Raw genomic sequence first — 25,245 nt, forward strand, 5'->3', positions numbered from 1 at the left:
ATCCGCAACCCCCTGCTGCCTTAAAGGGGTGTGGGATTTTGCGCGCTCAACTCCCAGTATGTGGGACTGATATTTATATATTGAGATATTACTGGTCATAGGTTTATATTCGCCCATCTGCTTTTTTCAGCACCCACTCATTTCAGGTGAAGCGATGCAGGCGCAATTGATCGCGCTCGATTGGGGAACCAGTTCCCTTCGTGCTTATAAACTCGGCCCCGCAGGCGTAGTGCTGGAACAGCGCTCGCTGGCGTGGGGCATCATGCATTTGCCCAGCGAGCCCCGCGACATCGCCGGCGTGCGCTGCAGCGATGGCTTCGAGTTGGCGTTCGACGCGGCATGCGGGGATTGGCTCGAAGCGCACCCCGACCTCCCGGTGATCGCCTGCGGTATGGTCGGCAGCGCCCAGGGTTGGAGCGAAGCGGCTTATCGCAATACGCCCGTCGACGTCGCCCGCTTGGGCCAGGCGCTGCATAAGGTGCGCAGCCAGCGCGGGGTTGATGTGCATATCGTGCCCGGTGTGATCGAGCAAAGCGGTTTGCCCAACGTGATGCGCGGCGAAGAAACCCAAGTATTGGGCGTGCTGCAAGGGTTGGGCGCCGATGTATTGATCGGCCTGCCCGGCAGCCATTCCAAGTGGGTCGAGGTGGTCGATGGCTGCATCACTCACTTCGATACCTTCATGACCGGTGAGCTGTTTGCAGTGCTGAGCAAGCACAGCATCCTTGGCCGTACCCAGCAACCGTCCGAAATATTCCAGGCCGAAGCGTTTGACCGAGGCGTGCAAGTGGCGCTCTCCAAAGACGGCCAGCGCGGCGTGCTGTCGACCTTGTTCAGCGCGCGCACCCTTGGGCTCACCGCCCAACTCGCCCCAGACGAACAGCCCGATTACCTCTCGGGTTTGCTCATCGGCCATGAACTCGCCGGCTTGCCCGGCAAAGCCAAACACACGCCGATCATTCTGGTCGGTGCAGCGCCGCTCTGCGCCCGCTATCAACGCGCCCTCGCCCTCTGCGGCTTCGCCCACGTCAGCCTGGCGCAGGAAGCCAGCGAACGCGGCCTGTGGCAACTGGCAGTGGCGGCGGGGCTCACTCAACCTGTATCGGAGGCCTGACATGCTCAAGCAAGCACTCGCGCAAAACGGTTTGATCGCCATCCTGCGCGGCATCCGCCCGGACGAAGCCAAGGCCGTTGGCCAGGTGCTGTACGAGGCCGGGTTTCGGGTGATCGAAGTCCCGCTGAATTCGCCCGACCCTTACACCAGCATTCGTATTCTGCGCGACAGCCTGCCCGCCGATTGCCTGATCGGTGCCGGTACGGTGTTGCTGCCTGAGCAGGTCGAGCAGGTGAAAGCCGCTGGTGGCCAGGTGATCGTGATGCCTCACAGCGATGCCAAGGTGTTGCGTGCCGCGAAAACGGCGGGGCTGTTCCTGTCGCCGGGTGTGGCGACGCCGACCGAAGCCTTCGCCGCATTGGCCGAAGGCGCCGACGTATTGAAGCTGTTCCCGGCCGAGCAAATGGGCCCGGCGGTGATCAAGGCGTGGCTGGCGGTATTGCCGGCAGGCACCTTGCTGCTGCCGGTGGGTGGCATCACCCCGGACAACATGCAGGTGTTCATCGACGCCGGCGCTAAAGGCTTCGGGCTGGGTTCCGGGTTGTTCAAACCGGGTATGACAGTGGATCAGGTAGCGAGCCGCGCCCAGGCTTATGTCGCCGCCTGGAAAGCCCTGAGCTGACTATAAGTTCCGCGCCCACAGGCGCTGCATCTATAAGAGAGATAACAGATGAAAATCACCAAACTGACGACCTTTATCGTCCCGCCGCGCTGGTGCTTCCTCAAGGTCGAGACCGACCAAGGTGTGACCGGCTGGGGTGAGCCCGTGGTAGAGGGCCGCGCCCACACCGTGGCGGCTGCCGTCGAAGAACTGTCCGACTACCTGATCGGCAAAGACCCACGCAACATCGAAGACATCTGGACCGTGCTCTATCGCGGTGGCTTCTACCGCGGCGGCGCCGTGCACATGAGCGCCCTCGCCGGTATCGACCAGGCGTTGTGGGACATCAAGGGCAAGGCTCTTGGCGTGTCGGTCAGCGACTTGCTCGGTGGTCAGGTGCGCGACAAGATCCGCGTGTACTCGTGGATCGGAGGCGACCGCCCGGCCGACACCGCTCGTGCTGCCCAGGAAGCCGTGTCCCGTGGCTTCACTGCGGTGAAAATGAACGGCACCGAGGAGTTGCAGTTCGTCGACAGCTTCGAAAAAGTCGACTTGGCGTTGGCCAACGTCGCCGCCGTGCGTGATGCCGTCGGCCCGAACGTCGGCATTGGCGTCGACTTCCATGGCCGGGTGCACAAGCCCATGGCCAAGGTGCTGATGAAAGAACTGGACCCGTACAAACTGATGTTTATCGAAGAGCCGGTGCTCAGCGAAAACTACGAAGCCCTCAAGGAACTGGCGCCACTGACCAGCACCCCGATTGCGCTGGGCGAGCGCCTGTTCTCGCGCTGGGACTTCAAGCGCGTGCTCAGCGAAGGCTACGTCGACATCATCCAGCCGGACGCCTCTCACGCCGGCGGCATCACCGAAACCCGCAAGATCGCGAACATGGCCGAAGCCTACGACGTGGCCCTGGCCCTGCACTGCCCGCTGGGCCCGATTGCCTTGGCGGCTTGCCTGCAGCTGGACGCGGTTTGCTACAACGCGTTTATCCAGGAGCAAAGCCTGGGCATTCACTACAACGAGAGCAACGACTTGCTCGACTATGTGAAGGACCCGCGTGTATTCGATTACGACAAAGGCTTCGTGAAAATCCCTAACGGACCGGGCCTGGGTATCGAGATCAACGAGGAATACGTGATCGAACGCGCGGCCATCGGCCATCGCTGGCGCAACCCGATCTGGCGCCATGCCGACGGCAGCTTCGCCGAGTGGTGAGTCCTGACTGAAGGCGCGCGGTCAGAAATGTGGGAGCCGGCTTGCTCGCGCCCACATTTCTGATCCGGTTTCTTCAGTCAGCGCCATTCCAGACCTCAATAAACATAAGAAGAGGCACCCCCTCATGCACCCTGCATCCTCCACCGGGCAGGCGTCTTTAGTCACGCCTACCAGAAAGCGTTTTTTCATCATGGTGCTGCTGTTCATCACCGTGGTGATCAACTACCTCGACCGCAGCAACCTGTCGATCGCCGCCCCGGCGCTGACCAGTGAACTGGGGATCGACCCGGTGCACGTCGGCCTGATCTTCTCGGCCTTCGGCTGGACCTACGCCGCCATGCAAATCCCCGGTGGCTGGCTGGTCGACCGCGTGCCTCCGCGCATCCTCTACACCGCTGCGCTGCTGTTGTGGTCCATCGCCACTGTGATGCTCGGCTTCGCCGCCAGCTTTATCGCGTTGTTCGTGCTGCGCATGGCGGTGGGCGCGCTGGAAGCGCCGGCCTACCCGATCAACAGCCGCGTGGTCACCACTTGGTTTCCCGAGCGCGAGCGCGCCACGGCGATTGGCGTCTACACCTCGGGCCAGTTTGTCGGGCTGGCGTTTCTCACGCCGGTACTGGCTTGGCTGCAGCACGCATTTGGTTGGCACATGGTGTTTGTCGCGACCGGTGGCGTGGGCATTGTGTGGGCGCTGATCTGGTACGCGGTGTACCGCGAGCCCAAGGATTTCAAAGGCGCGAACGCTGCGGAAATCGAGCTGATCCGTGAAGGCGGCGGGCTGGTGGACATGCAGGAAAAAACCGTCAAGGCGCCGTTCAGTTGGGTCGACCTGGGCATCGTGTTGAGCAAGCGCAAACTCTGGGGGATCTACCTGGGGCAGTTCTGCCTCAACTCCACGCTGTGGTTCTTCCTGACCTGGTTCCCGACCTATTTGGTGAAGTATCGCGGCATGGACTTCATCAAGTCCGGCCTGCTGGCGTCCTTGCCATTTCTGGCGGCGTTTGTTGGTGTGCTGTGTTCCGGGATCTTTTCCGACTGGCTGATTCGCCGAGGTGCGTCGGTGGGCTTCGCACGCAAGTTGCCGATCATCAGCGGGCTGTTGATTTCCACGGCGATCATCGGCGCCAACTACGTGGACTCGACCGCGTGGGTAATTGCGTTCCTGGCCGTGGCGTTCTTTGGTAATGGCCTGGCGTCGATCACCTGGTCGCTGGTCTCGACTCTCGCGCCTGCACGGTTGCTAGGTTTGACCGGTGGGGTGTTCAACTTCATCGGCAACCTGTCGGCGATTGCTACGCCGATCGTGATTGGCTTTCTGGCCAGCGGTGATTCGTTCGCGCCGGCGATTACCTATGTTGCGGTGCTGGCGTTGCTTGGGGCGCTGTCCTACATCTTGCTGGTCGGCAAGGTCGAGCGGATAGAATTGAATGAGTAGCGCGTAGTGAGCGGGCTTGACCCGCGCTGGGATGTGCAGCAGCCCAAAACCACACACCATATTCTGTCAGGCAGAAAGCGGTGTCTTCATTGGGGCGGCTTCGCCATCCATCGCGGGTCAAGCCCGCTCAAAGCTATTACTCGGCGTTAGTTGAGCACACCATCCAAAATCTCGTAGACGACGCCCGTACCCACGGCGATCAGCACCACATCCGGCCCCGAACGGCGCCATTCATAGCCCGGGTACACCGGCAGGCGTGCCAGGGCACGACCGTCGAGGCGTTCACCGTAGTAACCACGCGGCAATGGCTGGCCACGTACCAGGCGCACGTTCGGCGGAGGCGGTGCGCCACGGGAGAACTGGCCGTGATTGTCGTGGATGATCTGCCGCACCGGGCCGAAGTCCTTGGGTGGGCCGCCGCGACGGTTGTCCTGAGGGCCGCGATGCTCGTCGCCACGTTGTTCGTGCTGGCCTTGTGGGCCGCCACGGTCAGGGCCGCCTTGTTCATATGGCGCGGCTTGCACCAGGGCGCTGGCGCCGAGCACTAGCACGCCAAGGCCTGCAATCACGGATTTGGGCATTTTCATCGGGTATTCCTCAGGGCACACACACAAAAAAGGGATCTCGAACGAGGTTCGAGATCCCTTGGTCTTGCTGTTTAGGCTGTGTCCGAGCGGGTTGATTCCTCTGTATCAGGAACTTTACCTACTGGTTACGGGGCCTTTACTTACGGGCGTTACGTACGCCTTCCGACAGCGCCGCGCAGAGGGTCAACACACCGTCAATGGCTTGTTGGTCATTGCTGGCATTGGCGATGTGATCGATCAGCGCCGAACCCACCACCACACCGTCCGCCAACCGCGCGATATCCGCTGCTTGTTCCGGTGTACGAATACCGAAACCAATGCTGATCGGCAGGTCGGTATGCCGACGCAGGCGGGTCACGGCTTCTTCGACGTGCTCCAGGGTAGCGGCGCCGGCACCGGTCACACCAGCCACCGACACGTAGTACACAAAGCCGGAGCTGCCGTTGAGGACGGTCGGCAGGCGCACGTCATCGGTGGTCGGCGTGGTCAGGCGGATAAAGTCGATACCGGCGGCCTGGGCCGGGTCGCACAGTTCGCCGTTATGCTCAGGCGGCATGTCGACCACGATCACGCCATCCACGCCGGCTTCCTTGGCGTCGGCGATGAACTGCGGTACGCCGTATTTGTGGATCGGGTTGAAGTAGCCCATCAATACCAGCGGCGTGTCGTTGTTGTCCTTGCGGAACTCGCGGACCATTTGCAGGGTTTTCGCCAGGTTCTGCTTGGCTTCCAGCGCACGGATGTTAGCCAGCTGGATCGCCGGGCCGTCGGCCATCGGGTCGGTGAAAGGCATGCCCAGCTCGATCACGTCGGCGCCAGCGGTGGGCAAGCCCTTGAGGATCGCCAGCGAGGTGTCATAACCGGGGTCGCCGGCGGTGACGAAGGTCACCAGGGCGGCACGGTTTTGTTCTTTCAGCTGCGCAAAGCGGGTTTGCAGGCGGCTCATTAGTGTTTCTCCTGCTGGGACTGTTCCATGTGGTGCATCACGGTCTGCATGTCTTTGTCGCCACGGCCGGACAAGTTCACCACCATCAGGTGATCTTTCGGCAGGGTCGGTGCGCGTTTGAATACTTCGGCCAGGGCGTGGGCAGTTTCCAGAGCGGGAATAATCCCTTCCAGGCGGCAGCATTTGTGAAACGCTTCCAGGGCTTCGTGGTCGGTCACCGACGTGTACTGGGCGCGGCCGATGTCATGCAACCAGGCGTGTTCCGGGCCGATGCCGGGGTAGTCGAGGCCGGCGGAAATCGAGTGGGCGTCGATGATCTGGCCGTCGTCGTCCTGCAGCAGGAAGGTACGGTTGCCGTGCAGCACACCCGGTACGCCGCCGTTGAGGCTGGCGGCATGCTTGCCGGTTTCGATGCCATAGCCTGCCGCTTCAACGCCGATGATTTCGACGCTGGTGTCATTCAGGAACGGGTGGAACAGGCCCATGGCGTTCGAGCCACCGCCGATACACGCCACCAGGCTGTCCGGCAGGCGACCTTCCTGGGCTTGCATCTGGTCACGGGTTTCCTTGCCGATCACTGCCTGGAAGTCGCGCACCATTGCAGGGTACGGGTGCGGGCCAGCCACGGTGCCGATCAGGTAGAAGGTGTCATCAACGTTGGTCACCCAGTCGCGCAGGGCTTCGTTCATCGCGTCTTTGAGCGTGCCGGTGCCGGACACTACCGGGATCACTTTGGCGCCCAACAGTTTCATGCGGAACACGTTGGCCTGTTGGCGCTCGATGTCGGTGGTGCCCATGTAGATCACGCAGTCGAGGCCGAAGCGCGCAGCCACGGTGGCGGTGGCCACACCGTGCATGCCGGCGCCGGTCTCGGCGATGATGCGTTTTTTGCCCATGCGCCGCGCCAGCAGGATCTGGCCGATGCAGTTGTTGATCTTGTGCGCGCCGGTGTGGTTTAGCTCTTCGCGCTTGAGGTAAATCTTGGCGCCGCCGCAGAACTCGGTCAGCCGCTCGGCGAAATACAGCGGGCTTGGTCGACCGACGTAGTCGCGCTGGAAGTAGGCCAATTCCTCGTTGAAAGCCGGATCAATCTTGGCCGCTTCGTATTCACGGGCCAGCTCAAGGATCAACGGCATCAGGGTTTCAGCGACGTAGCGGCCGCCGAACGCGCCAAACAGGCCGTTGGCGTCAGGGCCGTTGCGTAGATCGGTCTGGGACTGAGTCATGGGACGCTCCAGGAAAAGAATCGGTGTGAGAAACAATGAGGGCCACTCTACCCCTGACGGCCTATGCTGAAAACCGATAAGATCGCCGTAACCTGTCAGGAAAACTCACAGATGAGCCGAGACCTTCCACCCCTCAATGCCCTTCGCGCGTTTGAAGCCACCGCGCGGTTGAACAGCGTCAGCCAAGCGGCTGAGCAATTGCACGTGACCCACGGTGCCGTCAGTCGGCAGTTGAAGGTGTTGGAGGAGCACCTCGGTGTCAGCTTGTTCGTCAAGGATGGGCGCGGCCTTAAACTCACAGATTCCGGCGTGCGGCTTCGGGATGCGAGTGCTGAGGCGTTTGAGCGATTACGGGATGTATGCGCTGAACTGACCCAAAGCAGCGCCGATGCGCCGTTCGTGCTGGGTTGCTCCGGCAGCCTGCTGGCGCGTTGGTTGATCCCGCGCCTGGGTCGCTTGAATGCGGACCTGCCGGATTTGCGCCTGCACCTGTCGGCAGGTGACGGTGATCTTGATCCTCGCCGCCCGGGCCTGGACGCCCTGCTGGTGTTTGCCGAACCGCCTTGGCCGGCGGATATGCAGGTGTATGAACTGGCCAGCGAACGCATCGGCCCGGTGATGAGCCCGCGTTTTGCTGGCTACGAGCGTTTGCGCGAGGCGCCCGCCGCTGCGTTGTGCGATGAGGCGTTACTGCACACCACATCGCGCCCGCAAGCTTGGCCCAGTTGGGCGCAGCAACACGGCATCAAGCCGGACGCGTTGAAACACGGCCAGGGTTTTGAGCATTTGTATTATTTACTGGAGGCGGCGGTGGCCGGGCTGGGTGTGGCGATTGCGCCGCAACCGCTGGTAGCAGAGGACTTGCGGGCGGGCCGCCTAGTGGCGCCGTGGGGGTTCAGCGAAACCCCGGCGCACCTGGCGTTGTGGCTACCCAAGCGCGCCGCAGACGGGCGCGCCGGGCAACTGGCGCAGTGGCTCAAGGCTGAGCTGTTGCGCCAGCCTATTTAGTCACCACGTTTGCACAGCAGATAGGCCGCCAGCAGACCCAATGCGCCTACAGCAACGCCGGCTGTAGTCCATGGGTGCTCTTGCGCGTAATCACGGGTAGCAACACTGGTTTCGCGAATTTTGACTTTGCTTTCTTCGTAGGCATCGCTGATCAGATGACGGGAATGCTTGAGGGCATTCTCGGCATTGCTTTTCAGGGCCTTCAACGTTTTGCGCGACTCGTCGGACGCATCGTCCTTGAGGCTCTCAAGGGACTTGAGCAGGCTCGAAATCTCGGCTTCCATGCTTTCCAGCGATGCTTTGCGTAAAGAAGTGTTGGCCATGTGGACATCTCCTGAAGTGATTGAGTGGCGTGTGTAGATACCGACTGCGGCCTATTCAAAAAGTGCAGTAAATCTGAACTTTCGAGGACGAATCGTCGACAGAAGCAGTAGGAACATTGACTGCTACGCTCACTAGAGACCTCAGGAGAAACGCCATGTCTGATCATCACACCTACAAGAAAGTCGAATTGGTGGGTTCGTCCACCACCAGTATCGAAGACGCCATCAACAATGCGGTGGCTGAAGCCAACAAGAGCATCAAGCACCTGGAATGGTTTGAGGTGACTGAAACCCGCGGCCATATCGAGAATGGCAAGGTCGCGCACTATCAGGTCACGCTCAAGGTAGGGTTCCGAATTGCCAGCAGTTGATCCTGTGAGTTGAACTTGCTGACTGGCCGATTGCCATAACCTGCGCTACAACGTTGGGGTGCCGAGGCGACAGCGTCGGCACGTTCTATTCGATCAGCGTAAGGAAGTAACGGATGAAGAAGTTTCTGTTAGCAGTCGGTCTGTTGAGCATTGCAGGTACAGCCCTGGCGGCGGGCAAGCCATGCGAAGAGCTGAAAAGCGAAATCGCAGCGAAAATCGACGCCAAGGGCGCTTCAGGTTATTCCCTCGAAGTGGTGGATAAAGGCGCTTCTACCGACGCTCAAGTGGTCGGTAGCTGCGAAGGCGGCACCAAGGAAATCGTCTACAAGCGCGGTTAATCTCGTGCTCCAGACATAAAAAACCGACGCGGGTGCGTCGGTTTTTTTCGCCTCGGTTTTAGCCTTTCATTACTTGCGCGAGCAGCTCGTAGGAATGAATCCGGTCAGCATGTTCGTACAGGTCGCTGGTGAAAATCAGCTCATCGGCGCCGGTTTGCTCGATCAACACCTCCAGCTTGGCGCGGATCTTCGCCGGGCCGCCGACCATCGCCAGGCCCAGGAAGCTGCCGACCGCGTCTTTCTCGTGAGGGAGCCACAGGCCATCCATGGTGTTCACCGGTGGGCGCTGCACCAGGCTCTGGCCGCGCATCAGTGCAAGGATGCGTTGGTACACCGAAGTGGCCAAGTAGTCGGCCTGCTCATCAGTGTCTGCGGCGACCAGCGGAATGCCGAGCATCACGTAGGGTTTGTCCAGCACGGCTGAAGGCTTGAAGTGGTTGCGGTAGACGCGAATCGCTTCATGCATCAAGCGCGGTGCGAAATGCGAGGCGAATGCGTAGGGCAAACCGCGTTCGCCTGCCAATTGTGCGCTGAACAGGCTGGAACCGAGCAGCCAGACCGGCACATTGGTACCGCTGCCGGGCACCGCAATAACCCGTTGGTCAGGTGTGCGTGGACCCAAGTACGCCATCAGTTCGGCCACATCATCGGGGAAGTCATCTGCGCTGCCGGAGCGTTCACGGCGCAGCGCGCGGGCGGTCATCTGGTCGGAGCCGGGCGCGCGGCCCAGGCCCAGGTCGATACGCCCGGGGTAGAGGCTTTCCAGGGTGCCGAACTGTTCGGCAATCACCAATGGCGCGTGGTTGGGCAGCATGACGCCGCCGGAGCCGACGCGAATGGTCGAGGTGCCGCCGGCCAGGTAACCGAGCAATACCGAGGTGGCAGAGCTGGCGATGCCGTCCATGTTGTGGTGTTCGGCCACCCAGAAACGGTTATAGCCAAACTTCTCCACATGCTGGGCCAGGTCCAGGGAATTACGCAGCGCCTGCGCCGGGCTGCCGTTGGCGCGCACGGGCACGAGGTCAAGGGTCGAGAATTTTACGTCGGACAGCGATTTCATAAGCCTGCTTCTCCAATGGGGGCGCAGGCTTCTTAGACGAACCAAAACCTGCCGCTTCATGTGCATGGTCTATGCAATGAGGGCATATACCCGAGATTCAATAGCGGAATGGAAATTTCCTACTAAATTGCTAGGTTTCTCCGACAAGATGAACTTTGCCACGCCAACTATCCTCAGAACCCTTACTGAAGCAAAACCACCGTTCGAGGAGACCGCTATGAGTATTGTTAAAAAAGCATCCGCGCATTGGGAAGGTGACCTGAAGACTGGCCTGGGTTCCATTTCTACGGAGACCGGCGTATTGCGTGAAGCGCCCTACGGCTTCAAGGCCCGTTTCGAAGGCGGCAAAGGCACCAACCCTGAAGAGTTGATTGGCGCGGCCCACGCTGGCTGTTTCTCCATGGCGTTTTCCATGATTCTCGGCGACGCCGGGCTCAAGGCTGACAGCATCGACACCCAGGCTGACGTCACTCTGGATCAGGTCGAGGGTGGTTTTGCGATCACCGCCGTGCACTTGACCCTCAAGGCCAAGATCCCTGGCGCGAGCCAGGCGCAGTTCGATGAGCTGAGCAAGAAGGCCAAGGAAGGATGCCCGGTGTCCAAGGTGTTGAATGCAACCATCACCCTGGATGGCACGCTGGTTAACTGACACAGCAGATCCAATGTGGGAGCTGACTTGTCGAATCGTCGATCCGACAAGTCAGCTCCCACACTTAGTTATGCGTTAAATCAGAACTCGTGTTTCACAAATGTGGTCCTATAGCCATTGCAGCCTTAGCCACACACTCGTGCGCAATGCATTCAGGGAGCTTCACACATGAAACGTTTTGCCTTGGCGATCTTCTGCGGTGTATTGGCCACATCGGCTGTGGCCGCTCCGAAAGATTGTGAAGAGCTCAGGAAAGAGATCGAGGTAAAGATCCAGGCCAAGGCTATTCCCTCCTACACTCTGGAAATCATTACCGCCGAAGAAGCCAAGAATCACGACAGGGCGATGCTTGTCGGTTCGTGCGAAAACGGCACCAAGCGTATCCTCTACCAGAAGAACAACGACTGATCAGATGCAGTTGACGCTACGTTCTTGCGCGAGCAACTGACGCGCCGAGTCATACAGCCGGATATTAGGTGTGAAGGCCAGCGAGCGCCCTTCCAGCACATAGCGCTGGCCAGCCTGGAAGTGGTCGTATTGCAGGGTCATGAAGCAGGTGCGATACATCATCGAGCTGAGTCCGCCCAGACCACCGCCTGCCGGCACTTCAAAATCGAAGCGCACCATTAATTCGTGACTGCCGGGCGGCATTTGGAAGTAACGCCCATCATTGAGGTTCTTACCGTCCAAACGCTGTGCCATCACCAGCCTGGATCCCGGCGTCGGCGTAGTGAAATCGACCCAGGCCTGTTGCGGGTCTGCCGGTGGCACAGGGGTTGTGGTGCAGGCACTGAGGAATAGGGCGGCGACGGGAAGCAAGAGCTGACGCATGGCAGGCACTCAACGGGATGAGAGAATTAAGCCTGGCGCCGACGGCAACAGACTCCCTATGAGTATAAACACGTCATGCCATGGAAAAATTCCGCGCAGGCGCGATAGTCTGGCGAGCAAATTTCCCAGGAGCGGTCGGGGCATGGTCAGGCGTTTTCTTCCAGGGCTCATGGTGGTGCTGCTCAGCGGCTGCTCGAGCTTGAGCTATTACAGCCAATTGGCGAGTGGCCAGTGGCAATTGCTGCGGGCCCGGGAGCCGGTGGCGCAGGTCATCGCCGACCCTTCCCGCCCACCGCTGCTGCGCGAGCACCTGGCGCAATCGCAAAAAGCGCGAACGTTCGCCAGTGAGCATCTGCACCTGCCTGACAACCAGAGTTACAGGCTGTACGCCGATATCGGCCGGCCTTATGTGGTCTGGAATGTCTTCGCCACGCAAGAATTTTCCCTTTCACCTGAAACCCATTGCTTCCCTATCGCCGGTTGCGTGGCCTATCGCGGTTACTACAACCAGGGCGCGGCGCGGGGCGAGGCGGCGTTGTTGAGGCAGCGTGGCATGGATGTGTCGATTGGCGGCGTCGAGGCTTACTCCACATTGGGTTGGTTTAATGACCCGATCATGAATTCGATGTTGAGCTGGGGGGATGAACGCCTGGCCACGCTGATTTTTCATGAGCTGGCGCACCAGCGCTTCTATGTGAAGGACGACACCGAGTTCAATGAATCATTTGCCAACTTCGTTGAGCAGGAAGGCACTCGCCAGTGGCGAGCCGTGCGAGGTTTGGCACCGCTCAGCAGTGCAATACTGCAGCAGCGCGACCAATTTATCCGCCTGATTCTCGATACCCGTAAACGCCTGGAAGCGCTCTACGCCAAGCCCTTGGCGGCCGCCATGATGCGCCAGGCCAAGGCCGCGCAGTTCGAGCGCTTGCGCAGTGATTACCGACAATTGCGCGATAGCCAGTGGGGCGGTGATAAGCGGTATGACGCCTGGATCAACCAGCCGATGAACAATGCGCGGCTGTTGCCGTTTGGGTTGTATGACAGGTGGGTACCGGCGTTTGCGGCGTTGTTTGCGCAGGAGGGTGGGGATTGGGTGAGGTTTTATGCGGCGGTGGAGAAGATGGGCGAGTTGTCGGTGGAGCAGCGTAGAGCGGCGTTGAAACAGTTGGAAGGTGTTGGGCTTTAGGGCCTCATCGCAGGCAAGCCAGCTCCCACATGGGTCCTGTGTACACCGGTCAAAATGTGCGAGCTGGCTTGCCTGCGAACGCTATCTCAAGAACGCTGCATAAACGCCTGATGCATCTGGGCCAATGTCTCAAAATGCCAAGTCGGCGCCTCGGCATTCAACTCCTCAAAGCTGCCAAACCCGTACCCCACCGCCGCCGAATCCAGCCCGTTGCTGCGCGCGCCGATCAGGTCATGCTTGCGATCACCAATCATCAAGGTGGTGGCCCGGTCCAGGCCTTCCTCACTGATCAGGTGGGCGATCAACTCGACTTTATTGGTGCGCGTGCCGTCCAGCTCGCTGCCGTAGATCACGTTAAAATGCCTGGCAAAATCGAAGTGCCGGGCGATCTCGCGGGCAAACACCCAAGGCTTGGACGTCGCCACATACAGTTGGCGGCCCTGGCTATTCAGGTCATCCAATAGCGGCATCACGCCGTCGAACACGCGGTTCTCATACAAACCGGTCACTTTGAAACGCTCGCGATAGAAATTCACCGCCTCCCAGGCCTTGGCTTCATCGAAGTCGTAGAACTGCATAAAGGCTTGCAGCAACGGCGGGCCGATAAAATGCTCCAGCTTTGTCAGGTCCGGCTCGTCGATACCCAGCTTGCCGAGGGCGTACTGGATCGAACGGGTGATGCCCTCGCGCGGGTCGGTGAGGGTGCCGTCCAAGTCGAACAGGACGGTTTGGTAGGGCAGGCTCATCGGTCGAATCCTTCAGCCAGGTGCAGGTCTTTGAGCTTCACGTAGTTCGCGGCGCTGTAGGTGAAAAAGGCGCGCTCCTTGTCAGTCAATGCGCGGACTTTTTTAACCGGGCTGCCAACATACAAAAAACCGCTTTCGAGCTTCTTGCCCGGTGGCACCAGGCTACCGGCGCCGATGATCACGTCATCTTCCACCACTGCGCCGTCCATCACGATGCTGCCCATGCCGATCAGGATGCGGTTGCCCACGGTGCAGCCGTGCAACATGACTTTGTGGGCGATGGTTACATCGTCGCCGATCAACAGCGGGAAGCCGTCCGGGTTGAACGGCCCGGCGTGAGTAATGTGCAATACGCAGCCATCCTGCACGCTGGTGCGTGCACCGATGCGGATGCGGTGCATGTCGCCACGAATCACGGTCAGCGGCCAAACCGAGCTGTCGGCGCCGATTTCGACATCGCCGATCACCACCGCCGAAACATCGACAAAAGCCCCGGCGCACAGGGTTGGCGTGTGGTTCTGATAGGTGCGAAGGGTCACGATAGCCTCTCTCTCTTCTGCTGATAGCTGCGGTGGGTGTTGATTGTAATTAAGATGGCCCCATCTTTGTCTTATCAGTTTCTTCAGCGAAGGTGCCAACCGTGAGCGCGAACAACCCTCTTCTGCAGTCCTACGACCTGCCGCCGTTCTCGGCGATCCGTGCCGAGCACGTCCAGCCGGCCATCGAACAGATCCTTGCCGATAACCGCGTTGCCATCGAAGGCATCCTGCAAAGCCAGGGGGAAAATCCGACATGGGCCGGCCTGGTCCTGGCGATGGATGAACTGAATGACCGCCTGGGTGCCGCCTGGAGCCCGGTCAGCCACCTCAACGCCGTGTGCAACAGCGCTGAACTGCGCGAAGCCTACGAAGGCTGCCTGCCCGCGTTGAGCGCCTATTCCACAGAGATGGGCCAGAACCGCGCGCTGTTCCAGGCTTTTGAAGCCCTCGCCAATAGCCCGGAAGCCGCCGGTTTCGACGTGGCGCAAAAAACCATCCTGGAACACGCCCTGCGTGATTTCCGCCTGTCGGGCATCGATTTGCCGCCGGAACAGCAAAAGCGCTACGCGCAAGTGCAAAGCAAACTGTCCGAGTTGGGCAGCAAGTTCTCCAACCAGTTGCTGGATGCTACCCAGGCGTGGACCAAGCACGTTGCCGAGGAAGCCACCCTCGCCGGCCTGACCGACTCGGCCAAGGCGCAAATGGCTGCCGCTGCCCAGGCCAAGGGCCTCGACGGTTGGTTGATCACCCTGGAATTCCCCAGCTACTACGCGGTAATGACGTACGCCCAGGATCGCGCGCTGCGAGAAGAAGTCTACGCGGCTTACTGCACCCGCGCGTCGGACCAAGGCCCGAATGCCGGTCAGAACGATAACGGCCCGGTGATGGAGCAGATCCTCGACTTGCGTCAGGAACTGGCTCAACTGCTGGGCTACGCGTCCTTCTCCGAGCTGAGCCTGGCCACCAAAATGGCCGAGTCCAGCGACCAGGTGCTCAGCTTCCTGCGTGACCTGGCCAAGCGCAGCAAACCGTTTGCCGCCCAAGACCTGCAACAGCTCAAGGCTTACGCCGCTGAACAAGGCTGCGCCGACCTGCAAAGTTGGGACAGCGGCTTCTATGGCGAGAAACTGCGTGAGCAGCGCTACAGCGTGTCCCAGGAAGCCCTGCGCGCCTACTTCCCCATCGACAAAGTGCTCGGTGGTCTGTTCGCCATCGTCCAGCGCCTGTACGGCATCGAGATCGCCGAGCAAAAAGGCTTCGACACCTGGCACCCGGATGTCCGCCTGTTTGAAATCAAGGAAAGCGGCCAGCACGTCGGTCGCTTCTTCTTCGACCTGTACGCCCGCGCCAACAAGCGTGGCGGTGCCTGGATGGACGGCGCGCGCGACCGTCGCCGCACGGTTGATGGCGTGCTGCAAAGCCCGGTGGCCAACCTGGTGTGCAATTTCACCCCGGCCGACAGCGGAAAGCCTGCCCTGCTGACCCATGATGAAGTCACCACGCTGTTCCACGAATTCGGCCACGGCCTGCATCACTTGCTGACCCGCGTCGAGCATGCCGGTGTGTCCGGCATCAACGGCGTGGCCTGGGATGCGGTGGAATTGCCTAGCCAGTTCATGGAGAACTGGTGCTGGGAGCCGGAAGGCCTGGCGCTGATCTCTGGCCATTACGAAACCGGCGAGCCGCTGCCCCAAGACCTGCTGGAAAAAATGCTCGCGGCGAAGAACTTCCAGTCCGGCCTGATGATGGTGCGCCAGCTGGAATTCTCGCTGTTCGACTTCGAACTGCACGCCACCCACGGTGATGGCCGCAGCGTGGCGCAAGTACTGGAAGGCGTGCGCGATGAAGTCTCGGTGATGCGTCCGCCGGCCTACAACCGCTTCCCCAACAGTTTTGCGCACATCTTCGCTGGTGGTTATGCGGCGGGTTACTACAGCTACAAATGGGCTGAAGTGCTCTCGGCGGATGCCTTCTCCAAGTTTGAAGAAGACGGCGTACTCAATGCCGAAACCGGCCGTGCTTTCCGCGAGGCGATCCTGGCCCGTGGCGGTTCCCAGGCGCCGATGGTGCTGTTCGTCGACTTCCGCGGACGTGCGCCGTCGATTGACGCACTCTTGCGCCACAGCGGCCTGAGTGAGGACGCGGCAGCATGAGCGAAGGGCCTGTGATGACCAAAAAGCAATTCATCGCCGGGGCGGTCTGCCCGGCGTGCAGCGAGCCGGACAAGTTGAAAATGTGGACCGAGGACAACGTGCCGCATCGCGAGTGCGTGGCCTGCGGTTATACCGACACACTGAATGACCAGGGTCTGTCGGTGCCCAAGGAATTGGGTACGCGGGTCAACACCTCAGCGCTGAAAGCGCCGGCTGATCCTAACACTCAAGCCGTACAGTTTTTCCCCAACCCGAAGCTGAAAAAAGACTAGGCGTTATTCGCTGATCTAGCGTGGGCGCTGCTTGTTTGGGGAGCTGGCTTGCCTGCGATAGCATCACCTCGGCCTGATAGGACGATTGAGGTGTTTGCATCGCAGGCAAGCCAGCTCCCAAATAAGCAGCGCCCACTTTTTTTGCCCGCATTTACTCGACTTAGGTCACTGAATCGATTCCCCTCATCCTTAGCCTGCTATCCTTTGTAACTATTGATTGCCAAAAAAAAGCTCACTAGAAGCTGATAACCTGTGACCACATGATGAGGTGCCACCATGTCTGATCAAGATCAAGACAACCCCCGGCGTGACTTTCTGCGCAAATCCTTGACCTTGATCCCGGTGGTCACGGTTGCCAGCACTGGCCTCGGCGGCTCGATGCTGATTGCTACGCCAGAGCCAGCGCAGGCCGCGCCCGCCAAGCCTGCGGCCAGCGACAAAGCCTATGAGCCTACGTATTTCACCGCCGAGGAATGGTCGTTTATCAATGCCGCCGTCGAGCGCCTGATTCCCGCCGATGCCCAAGGCCCAGGTGCCCTGGAAGCGGGTGCACCGGAATACATCGACCGGCAGATGAACACGCCTTACGCCAGTGGTGCCCTGTGGTTCATGCAAGGCCCGTTCAACGCTGACGCACCGCCCGAGATGGGCTGGCAGAGCAAATTGGTACCCAAAGAAATCTATCGTCTGGGCATTGCCGCGACGGATGCATGGTCGAGGGCGTTCAACGGTAAAGCTTTTGCTGCGCAAGACAGCGCTACCCGAGACGATATGCTGCGCCGCCTCGAGGCTGGCGGTAGCGAAGTTGCTGCGCATTTCGAGACGGTGCCGCCGAAGATGTTCTTCAACCTGCTGTTGCAAAACACCAAGGAAGGCTTCTTCTGCGACCCGTTCCACGGCGGCAACAAAGGCATGGTCGGTTGGACCATGATTGGCTTCCCCGGCGCTCGCGCCGACTTCATGGACTGGGTTGAACGCAACGAGCAATACCCCTTCCCGGCAGTTTCCATCCGCGGCGAGAGGGCATAAACGTGGCGACCATCATGAAAAAAGTAGATGCAGTGATCGTCGGCTTCGGCTGGACCGGCGCGATCATGGCCAAGGAGCTGACGGAAGCGGGTCTAAACGTGGTCGCGCTGGAACGCGGCCCGATGCAGGACACTTACCCGGACGGCAACTATCCGCAGGTCATCGACGAATTGACCTACAGCGTGCGTAAAAAACTCTTCCAGGACATTTCCAAAGAGACGGTGACCATTCGCCATAGCGTGAATGACGTGGCCCTGCCTAACCGTCAGTTGGGTGCGTTCTTGCCGGGCAATGGCGTCGGCGGTGCAGGCCTGCACTGGTCCGGCGTGCATTTTCGCGTCGACCCGATGGAGTTGCGCATCCGTAGCCATTACGAAGAGCGTTACGGCAAAAACTTTATCCCCAAGGACATGACAATCCAGGACTTCGGCGTGAGCTATGAAGAGCTGGAGCCGTTTTTCGACTACGCGGAAAAAGTCTTCGGCACCTCCGGCCAGGCCTGGACGGTGAAAGGTCAAGTCGTTGGTGAGGGCCGTGGCGGCAACCCATATGCACCGGACCGTTCCAATCCGTTCCCGTTGGAAGCACAGAAAATCACCGTTTCCGCACAGCTGTTTCAGAAAGCTGCTAGCGATGTGGGTTACAAACCCTACAACCTGCCGTCGGCCAATACCTCGGGGCCTTACACCAACCCCTATGGTGCGCAGATGGGCCCGTGCAATTTCTGCGGGTTTTGCAGTGGCTATGTTTGCTACATGTATTCCAAAGCCTCGCCGAACGTGAACATCCTGCCAGCGTTGCGCCAGGTGCCGAATTTCGAACTGCGGCCTAATTCTCACGTGCTCAAGGTCAACCTCGACAGCACCAAGAGCAAGGCCACCGGCGTGACTTATATCGACGCCCAGGGCCGGGAATGCGAGCAGCCGGCGGACCTGGTGATCCTCGGCGCGTTCCAGTTCCACAATGTGCGTTTGATGCTGCTGTCCGGTATCGGCAAGCCTTACGACCCGATTACCAATGAAGGTGTGGTGGGCAGGAACTTCGCCTACCAGAACATGGCGACCATCAAGGCGTTCTTCGACAAGGACACCCACACCAACAACTTCATCGGTGCGGGCGGCAATGGCGTGGCCATTGATGACTTCAATGCCGACAACTTCGACCATGGCCCTCACGGCTTTGTGGGCGGCTCGCCGATGTGGGTCAACCAGGCGGGAAGTCGGCCTATTGCAGGCACCTCGAATCCACCGGGAACCCCGGCCTGGGGCAGCGCGTGGAAGCGCGCGACCGCCGATTACTACACCCACCAGGTGTCGATGGATGCCCATGGCGCCCATCAATCCTACCGGGGCAACTACCTGGATCTGGACCCGGTTTATCGTGATGCCTACGGCCAGCCGCTGCTGCGGATGACATTCGATTGGCAAGAAAACGACATCAAGATGAACCGCTTCATGGTAGAGAAAATGGGCAAAGTCGCCGAAGCGATGAACCCCAAGGCAATTGCCGTGCTGGGCAAAAAGGTCGGTGAGCACTTCAACACCGCGTCGTACCAGACCACCCACCTCAACGGCGGCGCGATCATGGGCACCGACCCGAAAACCAGTGCCTTGAATCGTTACCTGCAGTGCTGGGATGTACACAACGTGTTTGTGCCAGGCGCATCCGCTTTCCCACAAGGTTTGGGCTACAACCCTACCGGCCTGGTGGCGGCGCTGACCTATTGGTCGGCCCGGGCGATCCGCGAGCAGTACCTGAAAAACCCCGGCCCACTGGTTCAGGCATAAGGAGCGATGACCATGAAAGCACTTGTTATCGCGACGTTTGCCCTATTGAGCAGTTGCTCGATCAGCGCGGCTGAAACCGACCTGGTCAAGCAGGGCGAGTACCTGGCCCGCGCCGGTGACTGCGTGGCCTGCCACACCGCCAAGGGCGGTAAGCCCTTTGCCGGCGGCCTGCCGATGGAAACCCCCATCGGCGTGATCTATTCCACCAACATCACCCCGGACAAGACCGGCCTGGGCGACTACAGCTTTGAAGACTTCGACAAGGCCGTGCGCCATGGCGTCGCCAAGAGCGGTAGTACGCTTTACCCGGCGATGCCCTACCCGTCTTACGCACGTGTCAGCGAAAACGATATGCAGGCGTTGTATGCGTATTTCATGAAGGGTGTTGAACCGGTCGCCCAGGAGAACAAGGACAGCGATATTCCCTGGCCACTGAGCATGCGCTGGCCGTTGGCGGCATGGCGCTGGATGTTTGCGCCCGAGGTGGCAGACTACCAGGCACCGGCTAATGCTGATCCGGTGATCAGCCGGGGTGCTTATTTGGTGGAAGGCCTTGGCCACTGCGGCGCTTGCCATACGCCACGGGCTTTGACCATGCAGGAAAAAGCCCTGAGTGCCACTGATGGCAACGCGTTCCTGTCTGGCAGCGCGCCGTTGGAGGGCTGGATCGCCAAGAGCCTGCGCGGCGACCACAAGGACGGCCTCGGCAGTTGGAGCGAGGCGCAACTGGTGCAATTCCTCAAGACCGGCCGCAGTGATCGCAGTGCGGTGTTTGGTGGCATGAGCGATGTTGTGGTCCACAGCATGCAGTACATGTCGGAAAATGACCTGACGGCTATCGCCCGTTACCTTAAGAGCCTGCCGGCGGTGGACCCCAAGGACCAGCCGCATCAGTACGACAAGCAGGTGGCTGATGCCCTGTGGAAAGGTGATGACAGCAAGCCAGGTGCGTCGGTGTACATCGACAACTGTGCGGCCTGCCACCGTACTGACGGCCATGGCTACACGCGGGTGTTCCCGGCGCTGGCGGGCAACCCGGTGTTGCAGACGGCGGATGCCACGTCGCTGATCAACATCGTGTTGAACGGCGACACGTTGCCGGCCACGCACGCGGCGCCGTCGACCTTCACCATGCCAGCATTTGCCTGGCGCCTGTCGGACCAGGAAGTGGCGGATGTGGTCAGTTTCATCCGCGGCAGTTGGGGCAATCAGGGCGCGCCGGTCAACGCCAGCGATGTGGCGGACCTGCGCGAGAAAGATCTGCGCACCACTTCAGGCGATGACTTGGGACAGGTGACGCAAAAGCACTGATCCTTCCCTGACCGCCAAACGGCACTGGTCAGAAACCTCGCGCCTCTATACTGTATATAAAAACAGTATAGAGGCGTTTTCATGTCTACTCCGCTGCCGCCCCGTGGCCGTGGCACGGCCACTAACCTGCATAACCGCTTTGCGCCCACCGTCAGCGTGGTCGAGGACGACGGCTGGTATCAGGAAGTGCCGCCGACCCAGGGCACCGAAGTGCGTATCGAAACGGCCAAGACCCTCATCACCCGCAACAACTCGCCGGACTTGCCGTTCGACCGTTCGATCAACCCGTACCGTGGCTGCGAGCATGGCTGCATTTACTGCTATGCGCGGCCCAGCCATGCTTATTGGGACATGTCGCCGGGGCTCGATTTCGAAACCAAATTGATTGCCAAGGCCAACGCCGCCGATGTGCTGGAGCAGCAACTGTCGAAACCGGGGTATGTGTGCGCGCCGATCAACCTGGGTTCCAACACCGACCCGTACCAGCCGATCGAGCGCGAGTACACGATCACTCGGCAAACCCTTGAAGTGTTGCTGCGCTACCGGCATCCGGTGACCATCATCACTAAGGGCTCATTGATTCTGCGCGATCTGGATTTGCTCACTGAGTTGGCGCGTCAGCGGCTGGTGGCGGTGATGATCAGCCTCACCAGCCTGGACGACGAGCTCAAGCGCATCCTGGAGCCGCGCACGGCGGCGCCGAAGGCGCGGTTGCGAGCGATTCGGGTAATGCGCGAGGCGGGGATCCCGGTGGGCGTGCTGTGTTCGCCCATGATTCCGATGATCAATGACAGTGAGCTGGAAAGCCTGCTGACCGAAGCCCACGCCGCTGGCGCGCAGAGTGCGGCGTACATGATGCTGCGCCTGCCGTTGGAGGTGGCGCCGCTGTTCGAGGAGTGGCTGGCGGCGCATTACCCGCAGCGTGCGGCCCATGTGATGAGCTTGGTACGTCAGGTGCGCGGCGGTGAGGTATACGACAGCCGCTTCGGCGTGCGCATGCGTGGTGAAGGGCCATTTGCCGATCTGCTGGCGCAGCGCTTCAGCAAGGCGATCAAGCGCTTGGGGCTCAACCAGCGGGAGGGCTTCAATCTGGATTGCACGGCGTTCTGTCCGCCAGGCAGGCAGATGGCTTTGTTGTAGACTGAAGAGGCGATTTGCGAAGTTCGTGTAGGAATAGTCGCTTTTTGACATCACTGAAACCCGCGGACTAGAGCGGTTCATTCAGTTTGAGTTAAGTTTCGGCGGTTAACGTGTTCTGCGAGTGACTGATGAGTCGGCGTCCCGCTTTGTGGCTTTTGCAACTGTTCCACACGCCCGGCGTCGAACTGACCTGAAAGCTCCCCTGTATTTAATCAAGAGGATGAATCATGAGTGACCAGGATAAACAGCCGTTGGCTGCGTCGGCTTCAGCCCCTCAGGTGGCGGAAACCGCCGATGCAGCGCTTAAGCATATTGTTGACGGCTTTTTGCATTTCCATCACGACGTCTTTCCCCAACAGGAAGAACTCTTCAAGAAACTCGCCACGGCCCAAAGCCCACGAGCGATGTTCATTACGTGCGCCGACTCGCGCATCGTGCCCGAGCTGATCACCCAAAGCTCTCCGGGCGACCTGTTCGTGACGCGTAACGTCGGTAACGTGGTTCCGCCTTACGGCCAGATGAATGGCGGCGTTTCTACTGCCATCGAGTACGCCGTACTCGCCCTGGGCGTGCAGCACATCATTGTCTGCGGGCACTCTGATTGCGGCGCCATGCGCGCGGTACTCAACCCCGATAGCCTGGAGAAGATGCCGACGGTCAGGGCCTGGCTGCGGCACGCCGAGGTCGCCAAGGCCATGGTCCATGACAACTGCGACTGCGCCAACGAAGGCGAAAGCATGAAGGTGCTGACCGAAGAAAACGTCATCGCCCAGCTGCAACATTTGCGCACCCACCCTTCGGTGGCTTCGCGCATGGCCAATGGTCATTTGTTTATCCATGGTTGGATCTACAACATCGAGACCAGCGAAATCCGCGCCTACGATGCGGATCAGTCGACCTTCCTGCCGTTGGGCGGCGAAGGGCCGATTCCTTCAGCGACGCCTAAAGCGCGCTTCTAAAACACTTCCCTGCCGGGTTTAGCGGTGGCTGCCATGGATGCAGCCAGGCTTTACCGCGCCCGGCCAATGCCTCGGGAGAGTCATCATGCGTGCTGCTCAATTGAAAGCTGTATTGCCACGGGAGCTGCTCGCTTCGGTGGTTGTGTTTCTGGTCGCCCTGCCCTTGTGCATGGGTATTGCGATCGCCTCCGGCATGCCGCCGGCCAAAGGCCTGATTACCGGGATCATCGGTGGCTTGGTGGTGGGTTGGTTGGCGGGTTCACCGTTGCAGGTCAGTGGCCCGGCGGCGGGTTTGGCGGTGTTGGTGTTCGAACTGGTACGCCAGCACGGCATGCTGATGCTTGGGCCAATCCTGTTGCTGGCAGGCTTTCTGCAACTGGTCGCCGGGCGTTTGCGTCTGGGCTGCTGGTTCCGTGTTACGGCGCCGGCGGTGGTGTACGGCATGCTGGCAGGGATTGGCGTGCTGATCGTGCTGTCGCAGATCCACGTGATGCTCGACGGCGCGCCCAAACCTTCGGGGCTGGATAACCTGGCAGGCTTCCCTGCGGCGTTGGCTGAAGCGATCCCGACCCTGGGCGGCGGCCTGGGCTGGCAGGCGGGGTTGCTCGGTTTATCGACAATGCTGGTGATGTACACCTGGGACAAATTACGCCCGCAACGCCTGCGCTTTGTGCCGGGCGCCTTGTTGGGCGTGGGCCTGACCACCGTTGTCAGTTTGGTGCTGGCGTTGCAGGTCAAACGTGTGGAGGTGCCGGAAAATCTCGCCGATGCCATCGACTGGCTGCGTCCCAGCGACTTGCTGAACCTCGCTGATCCGCAACTGTTGATCGCCGCGTTCGCCGTAGCGTTTATCGCGAGTGCCGAGACCCTGCTCTCCGCTGCGGCGGTCGACCGCATGCACAGCGGTCAGCGTTCTGATTTTGACAGGGAATTGTCCGCTCAAGGTGTAGGCAACATGCTCTGCGGCCTGGTCGGCGCCTTGCCGATGACTGGCGTGATCGTACGCAGCTCGGCCAATGTGCAGGCCGGTGCAACTACGCGCTTGTCGGCGATGTTCCATGGCCTCTGGCTGCTGGGGTTCGTACTGTTGTTGTCGAGTGTGCTGCAGAGCATTCCGGTGGCGAGCCTGGCGGGTGTGCTGGTGTATACCGGGATCAAGCTGGTGGACATCAAGGCGTTCAAGGCGCTGGGGCGCTATGGGCGGATGCCAATGTTTACCTATGCGGCCACGGCGTTGGCGATCATCTTTACCGACCTGCTGACCGGCGTGCTGGTGGGCTTTGGGTTGACGTTGGTCAAGCTGGCGTTCAAGGCGTCACGGCTTAAAGTCAGCCTGATCGACTTGCCCCAGGTCGGTGAGATGGAGCTGCGCCTGGCGGGGGCTGCGACCTTCCTGAAAGTGCCGGCATTGACCCAAGTGCTGGCGACAGTGCCCGCTGGGACGACCTTGCACGTACCGCTGAACAACCTGAATTATATTGACCATTCTTGCCTGGAGTTACTGGAAGAATGGGGGCGAGCCAATGCGGCGAAGGGTTCGACGCTGGTGATCGAGGCGCGTGGGTTGAAGCGCCGGTTGGAAGGGCGGGTGCGAATGACGACGGGGATAGGTTCGGCGCCATCTGTGAGCTGACGAAACCGGATCAAAATGTGTGCGGGCTTGCTCGCGAAGGCGTGTCAGTCACCGGAAGTGTTGACTGAACCATAGCATTCGCGAGCAAGCCCGCTCCCACATGGGTTTTGTATTAGATCTAAGATCTAGGCCGGCTGATCCAACGCCAACTCAACCCCCAACTGCCGCGACAGGCACGGCCAGCGCTTCCACGCGGCCTCGGTGTTCGGGCTCTTGAGCGTTTCGCGGTAAGCCTCCACCGACTCCAGCGCAAAGCTCTCTTCGTTCAGCATCTCATCCACTGCTTGATGCACCGCCTCATCCAGTTGATTAGCGAATGTTTCGCCAATCAGTTGGTGGGCAATCACGTTAGCCACAGTGGTATCCGCCGGAATCAACGGCTGACCGAAATGCTTGATATACAGATCGTTGACCTCTTCCACCAGGCGATGGGCCAGGTAAGCCTCATCCAGCAGGCCGTCGAGCCCCTCGTGGCCTGCCAGGATCGCAGGCGGCTGCAGGAAGAAATGCTCGGCGATCTTCAGCACCGGCTTGATCTGGCTTTCGATACCGGCCTCGCGGGCTACGTCGTTGGCAGCGTCGAGCAAATCCGGGACGAGGTCGATGTAGGCGGTGACAAAGCGGGTCATGACAACGTTGCGATCACCGTCAGCCAGGGCAATGGCCGAATGCAGGTGCGGCAATTGTTTTTCCAGTTGCTGGGCAAGCTGGCCCGTGCTGGTTTCGTGTTGGTGGGCACGGGAAATCTGCTCGCGCAATGCGGCGGTGTTCATGAAGGCTCCA

The 25,245-nt window shown here is 60.2% G+C and carries 27 protein-coding genes; 18 read left to right on the forward strand and 9 right to left on the reverse strand.

Going from position 1 to position 25,245, the window contains the following annotated elements; translation table 11 throughout:
- Positions 1 to 154: 154 nt before the first annotated feature.
- From AACY44_RS06995 to AACY44_RS07010, 4 genes are all read left to right on the forward strand, one after another.
- Positions 155 to 1,114: a 2-dehydro-3-deoxygalactonokinase gene (locus tag AACY44_RS06995; RefSeq protein WP_339419254.1), complete on the forward strand. Its 960-nt coding sequence runs from the start codon at positions 155 to 157 to the stop codon at positions 1,112 to 1,114.
- 1 nt (position 1,115) lies between these two features.
- The gene (locus AACY44_RS07000) at positions 1,116 to 1,736 is read left to right on the forward strand and encodes a 2-dehydro-3-deoxy-6-phosphogalactonate aldolase (RefSeq protein WP_339419252.1); all 621 of its coding nucleotides are present in this window, start codon (positions 1,116 to 1,118) and stop codon (positions 1,734 to 1,736) included.
- Between the two features lie 48 nt (positions 1,737 to 1,784).
- Positions 1,785 to 2,933, forward strand: coding sequence for a galactonate dehydratase (gene dgoD / locus AACY44_RS07005; protein WP_339419250.1), 1,149 nt, complete (start codon positions 1,785 to 1,787; stop codon positions 2,931 to 2,933).
- 124 nt (positions 2,934 to 3,057) lie between these two features.
- A complete protein-coding gene (locus AACY44_RS07010) occupies positions 3,058 to 4,368 on the forward strand; it encodes an MFS transporter (protein ID WP_339419248.1) in 1,311 nt (436 codons plus the stop codon).
- A gap of 146 nt (positions 4,369 to 4,514) precedes the next feature.
- Here AACY44_RS07010 and AACY44_RS07015 read toward each other — a convergent pair whose 3' ends face one another.
- The 3 genes from AACY44_RS07015 to trpB form a co-directional block, all read right to left on the reverse strand.
- Positions 4,515 to 4,955, reverse strand: a complete 441-nt coding sequence (locus AACY44_RS07015) for an anti-virulence regulator CigR family protein (protein ID WP_339427743.1) — start codon at positions 4,953 to 4,955, stop codon at positions 4,515 to 4,517.
- Positions 4,956 to 5,091: 136 nt separating this feature from the next.
- Positions 5,092 to 5,901 (reverse strand): tryptophan synthase subunit alpha, encoded by an 810-nt coding sequence (trpA, locus tag AACY44_RS07020; protein ID WP_339419245.1) that lies wholly within the window; start codon positions 5,899 to 5,901, stop codon positions 5,092 to 5,094.
- On the reverse strand, positions 5,901 to 7,127 hold the full coding sequence (gene trpB, locus AACY44_RS07025) for a tryptophan synthase subunit beta (RefSeq protein WP_339419243.1): 1,227 nt from the start codon (positions 7,125 to 7,127) through the stop codon (positions 5,901 to 5,903). The genes trpA and trpB overlap by 1 nt, the downstream gene beginning before the upstream one ends.
- Before the next feature lie 111 nt (positions 7,128 to 7,238).
- Here trpB and AACY44_RS07030 point away from each other — a divergent pair, with 111 nt between their 5' ends.
- Positions 7,239 to 8,135 carry a LysR family transcriptional regulator gene (locus AACY44_RS07030; RefSeq protein ID WP_339419242.1) on the forward strand — a complete coding sequence of 299 codons (897 nt, stop codon included), beginning with the start codon at positions 7,239 to 7,241 and terminating at the stop codon, positions 8,133 to 8,135.
- On the opposite strand, the gene AACY44_RS07035 is transcribed toward AACY44_RS07030, so the two are convergent.
- A complete protein-coding gene (locus tag AACY44_RS07035; protein ID WP_032885107.1) occupies positions 8,132 to 8,458 on the reverse strand; it encodes a DUF883 family protein in 327 nt (108 codons plus the stop codon). The genes AACY44_RS07030 and AACY44_RS07035 overlap by 4 nt on opposite strands.
- 155 nt (positions 8,459 to 8,613) lie before the next feature.
- Here AACY44_RS07035 and AACY44_RS07040 point away from each other — a divergent pair, with 155 nt between their 5' ends.
- Together AACY44_RS07040 and AACY44_RS07045 are read left to right on the forward strand one after the other, a co-directional pair.
- Complete coding sequence (locus AACY44_RS07040) at positions 8,614 to 8,829, forward strand: dodecin (protein WP_049710778.1); 216 nt, start codon at positions 8,614 to 8,616, stop codon at positions 8,827 to 8,829.
- Between the two features lie 113 nt (positions 8,830 to 8,942).
- Positions 8,943 to 9,167 (forward strand): DUF1161 domain-containing protein, encoded by a 225-nt coding sequence (locus AACY44_RS07045; RefSeq protein WP_049710777.1) that lies wholly within the window; start codon positions 8,943 to 8,945, stop codon positions 9,165 to 9,167.
- A gap of 58 nt (positions 9,168 to 9,225) precedes the next feature.
- Here the strand turns inward: AACY44_RS07045 and AACY44_RS07050 are convergent, their stop codons facing one another.
- Positions 9,226 to 10,227, reverse strand: a complete 1,002-nt coding sequence (locus tag AACY44_RS07050) for an LLM class flavin-dependent oxidoreductase (protein ID WP_065875608.1) — start codon at positions 10,225 to 10,227, stop codon at positions 9,226 to 9,228.
- Positions 10,228 to 10,444: 217 nt separating this feature from the next.
- Here AACY44_RS07050 and AACY44_RS07055 point away from each other — a divergent pair, with 217 nt between their 5' ends.
- Together AACY44_RS07055 and AACY44_RS07060 are read left to right on the forward strand one after the other, a co-directional pair.
- Positions 10,445 to 10,876 (forward strand): OsmC family protein, encoded by a 432-nt coding sequence (locus tag AACY44_RS07055; RefSeq protein WP_065875609.1) that lies wholly within the window; start codon positions 10,445 to 10,447, stop codon positions 10,874 to 10,876.
- A 168-nt stretch (positions 10,877 to 11,044) separates the two neighbouring features.
- A complete protein-coding gene (locus AACY44_RS07060) occupies positions 11,045 to 11,284 on the forward strand; it encodes a DUF1161 domain-containing protein (RefSeq protein ID WP_339419237.1) in 240 nt (79 codons plus the stop codon).
- Here the strand turns inward: AACY44_RS07060 and AACY44_RS07065 are convergent, their stop codons facing one another.
- Positions 11,285 to 11,707, reverse strand: coding sequence for a PA0061/PA0062 family lipoprotein (locus AACY44_RS07065; RefSeq protein ID WP_339419235.1), 423 nt, complete (start codon positions 11,705 to 11,707; stop codon positions 11,285 to 11,287). It abuts the gene before it with no gap.
- 142 nt (positions 11,708 to 11,849) lie between these two features.
- Between AACY44_RS07065 and AACY44_RS07070 the strand changes: the two genes are divergently transcribed.
- The gene (locus AACY44_RS07070) at positions 11,850 to 12,893 is read left to right on the forward strand and encodes an aminopeptidase (RefSeq protein WP_339438456.1); all 1,044 of its coding nucleotides are present in this window, start codon (positions 11,850 to 11,852) and stop codon (positions 12,891 to 12,893) included.
- 86 nt (positions 12,894 to 12,979) lie between these two features.
- Here AACY44_RS07070 and AACY44_RS07075 read toward each other — a convergent pair whose 3' ends face one another.
- Both AACY44_RS07075 and AACY44_RS07080 read right to left on the reverse strand, forming a co-directional pair.
- The gene (locus AACY44_RS07075) at positions 12,980 to 13,639 is read right to left on the reverse strand and encodes an HAD family hydrolase (protein WP_339419232.1); all 660 of its coding nucleotides are present in this window, start codon (positions 13,637 to 13,639) and stop codon (positions 12,980 to 12,982) included.
- Entirely contained in the window at positions 13,636 to 14,178 is a 543-nt protein-coding gene (locus AACY44_RS07080; RefSeq protein ID WP_339419231.1) for a gamma carbonic anhydrase family protein, read from the reverse strand. The genes AACY44_RS07075 and AACY44_RS07080 overlap by 4 nt, the downstream gene beginning before the upstream one ends.
- 101 nt (positions 14,179 to 14,279) lie before the next feature.
- Here AACY44_RS07080 and prlC point away from each other — a divergent pair, with 101 nt between their 5' ends.
- The 8 genes from prlC to AACY44_RS07120 all read left to right on the forward strand — a co-directional run bounded on the left by prlC (position 14,280) and on the right by AACY44_RS07120 (position 24,462).
- On the forward strand, positions 14,280 to 16,331 hold the full coding sequence (gene prlC, locus AACY44_RS07085; protein ID WP_339427746.1) for an oligopeptidase A: 2,052 nt from the start codon (positions 14,280 to 14,282) through the stop codon (positions 16,329 to 16,331).
- Positions 16,328 to 16,603, forward strand: coding sequence for a YheV family putative zinc ribbon protein (locus AACY44_RS07090; protein ID WP_339419227.1), 276 nt, complete (start codon positions 16,328 to 16,330; stop codon positions 16,601 to 16,603). The genes prlC and AACY44_RS07090 overlap by 4 nt, the downstream gene beginning before the upstream one ends.
- Before the next feature lie 276 nt (positions 16,604 to 16,879).
- Complete coding sequence (locus AACY44_RS07095) at positions 16,880 to 17,632, forward strand: gluconate 2-dehydrogenase subunit 3 family protein (protein ID WP_339529977.1); 753 nt, start codon at positions 16,880 to 16,882, stop codon at positions 17,630 to 17,632.
- A 2-nt stretch (positions 17,633 to 17,634) separates the two neighbouring features.
- Positions 17,635 to 19,419: a GMC family oxidoreductase gene (locus AACY44_RS07100; RefSeq protein WP_339419223.1), complete on the forward strand. Its 1,785-nt coding sequence runs from the start codon at positions 17,635 to 17,637 to the stop codon at positions 19,417 to 19,419.
- Positions 19,420 to 19,431: 12 nt separating this feature from the next.
- The gene (locus tag AACY44_RS07105; RefSeq protein WP_339427748.1) at positions 19,432 to 20,730 is read left to right on the forward strand and encodes a cytochrome c; all 1,299 of its coding nucleotides are present in this window, start codon (positions 19,432 to 19,434) and stop codon (positions 20,728 to 20,730) included.
- Positions 20,731 to 20,811: 81 nt separating this feature from the next.
- Positions 20,812 to 21,870 carry a PA0069 family radical SAM protein gene (locus AACY44_RS07110; protein ID WP_339427749.1) on the forward strand — a complete coding sequence of 353 codons (1,059 nt, stop codon included), beginning with the start codon at positions 20,812 to 20,814 and terminating at the stop codon, positions 21,868 to 21,870.
- A 227-nt stretch (positions 21,871 to 22,097) separates the two neighbouring features.
- A complete protein-coding gene (locus AACY44_RS07115; RefSeq protein WP_339419217.1) occupies positions 22,098 to 22,829 on the forward strand; it encodes a carbonic anhydrase in 732 nt (243 codons plus the stop codon).
- 85 nt (positions 22,830 to 22,914) lie between these two features.
- Positions 22,915 to 24,462, forward strand: a complete 1,548-nt coding sequence (locus tag AACY44_RS07120; protein ID WP_339419215.1) for a SulP family inorganic anion transporter — start codon at positions 22,915 to 22,917, stop codon at positions 24,460 to 24,462.
- A 125-nt stretch (positions 24,463 to 24,587) separates the two neighbouring features.
- Here the strand turns inward: AACY44_RS07120 and AACY44_RS07125 are convergent, their stop codons facing one another.
- Complete coding sequence (locus AACY44_RS07125; protein WP_339419213.1) at positions 24,588 to 25,235, reverse strand: hypothetical protein; 648 nt, start codon at positions 25,233 to 25,235, stop codon at positions 24,588 to 24,590.
- Positions 25,236 to 25,245: the final 10 nt, after the last annotated feature.

It is taken from the genome of Pseudomonas sp. RA_15y_Pfl1_P11, from assembly GCF_963970975.1.
Taxonomy (GTDB): Bacteria; Pseudomonadota; Gammaproteobacteria; order Pseudomonadales; family Pseudomonadaceae; genus Aquipseudomonas; species Aquipseudomonas tritici.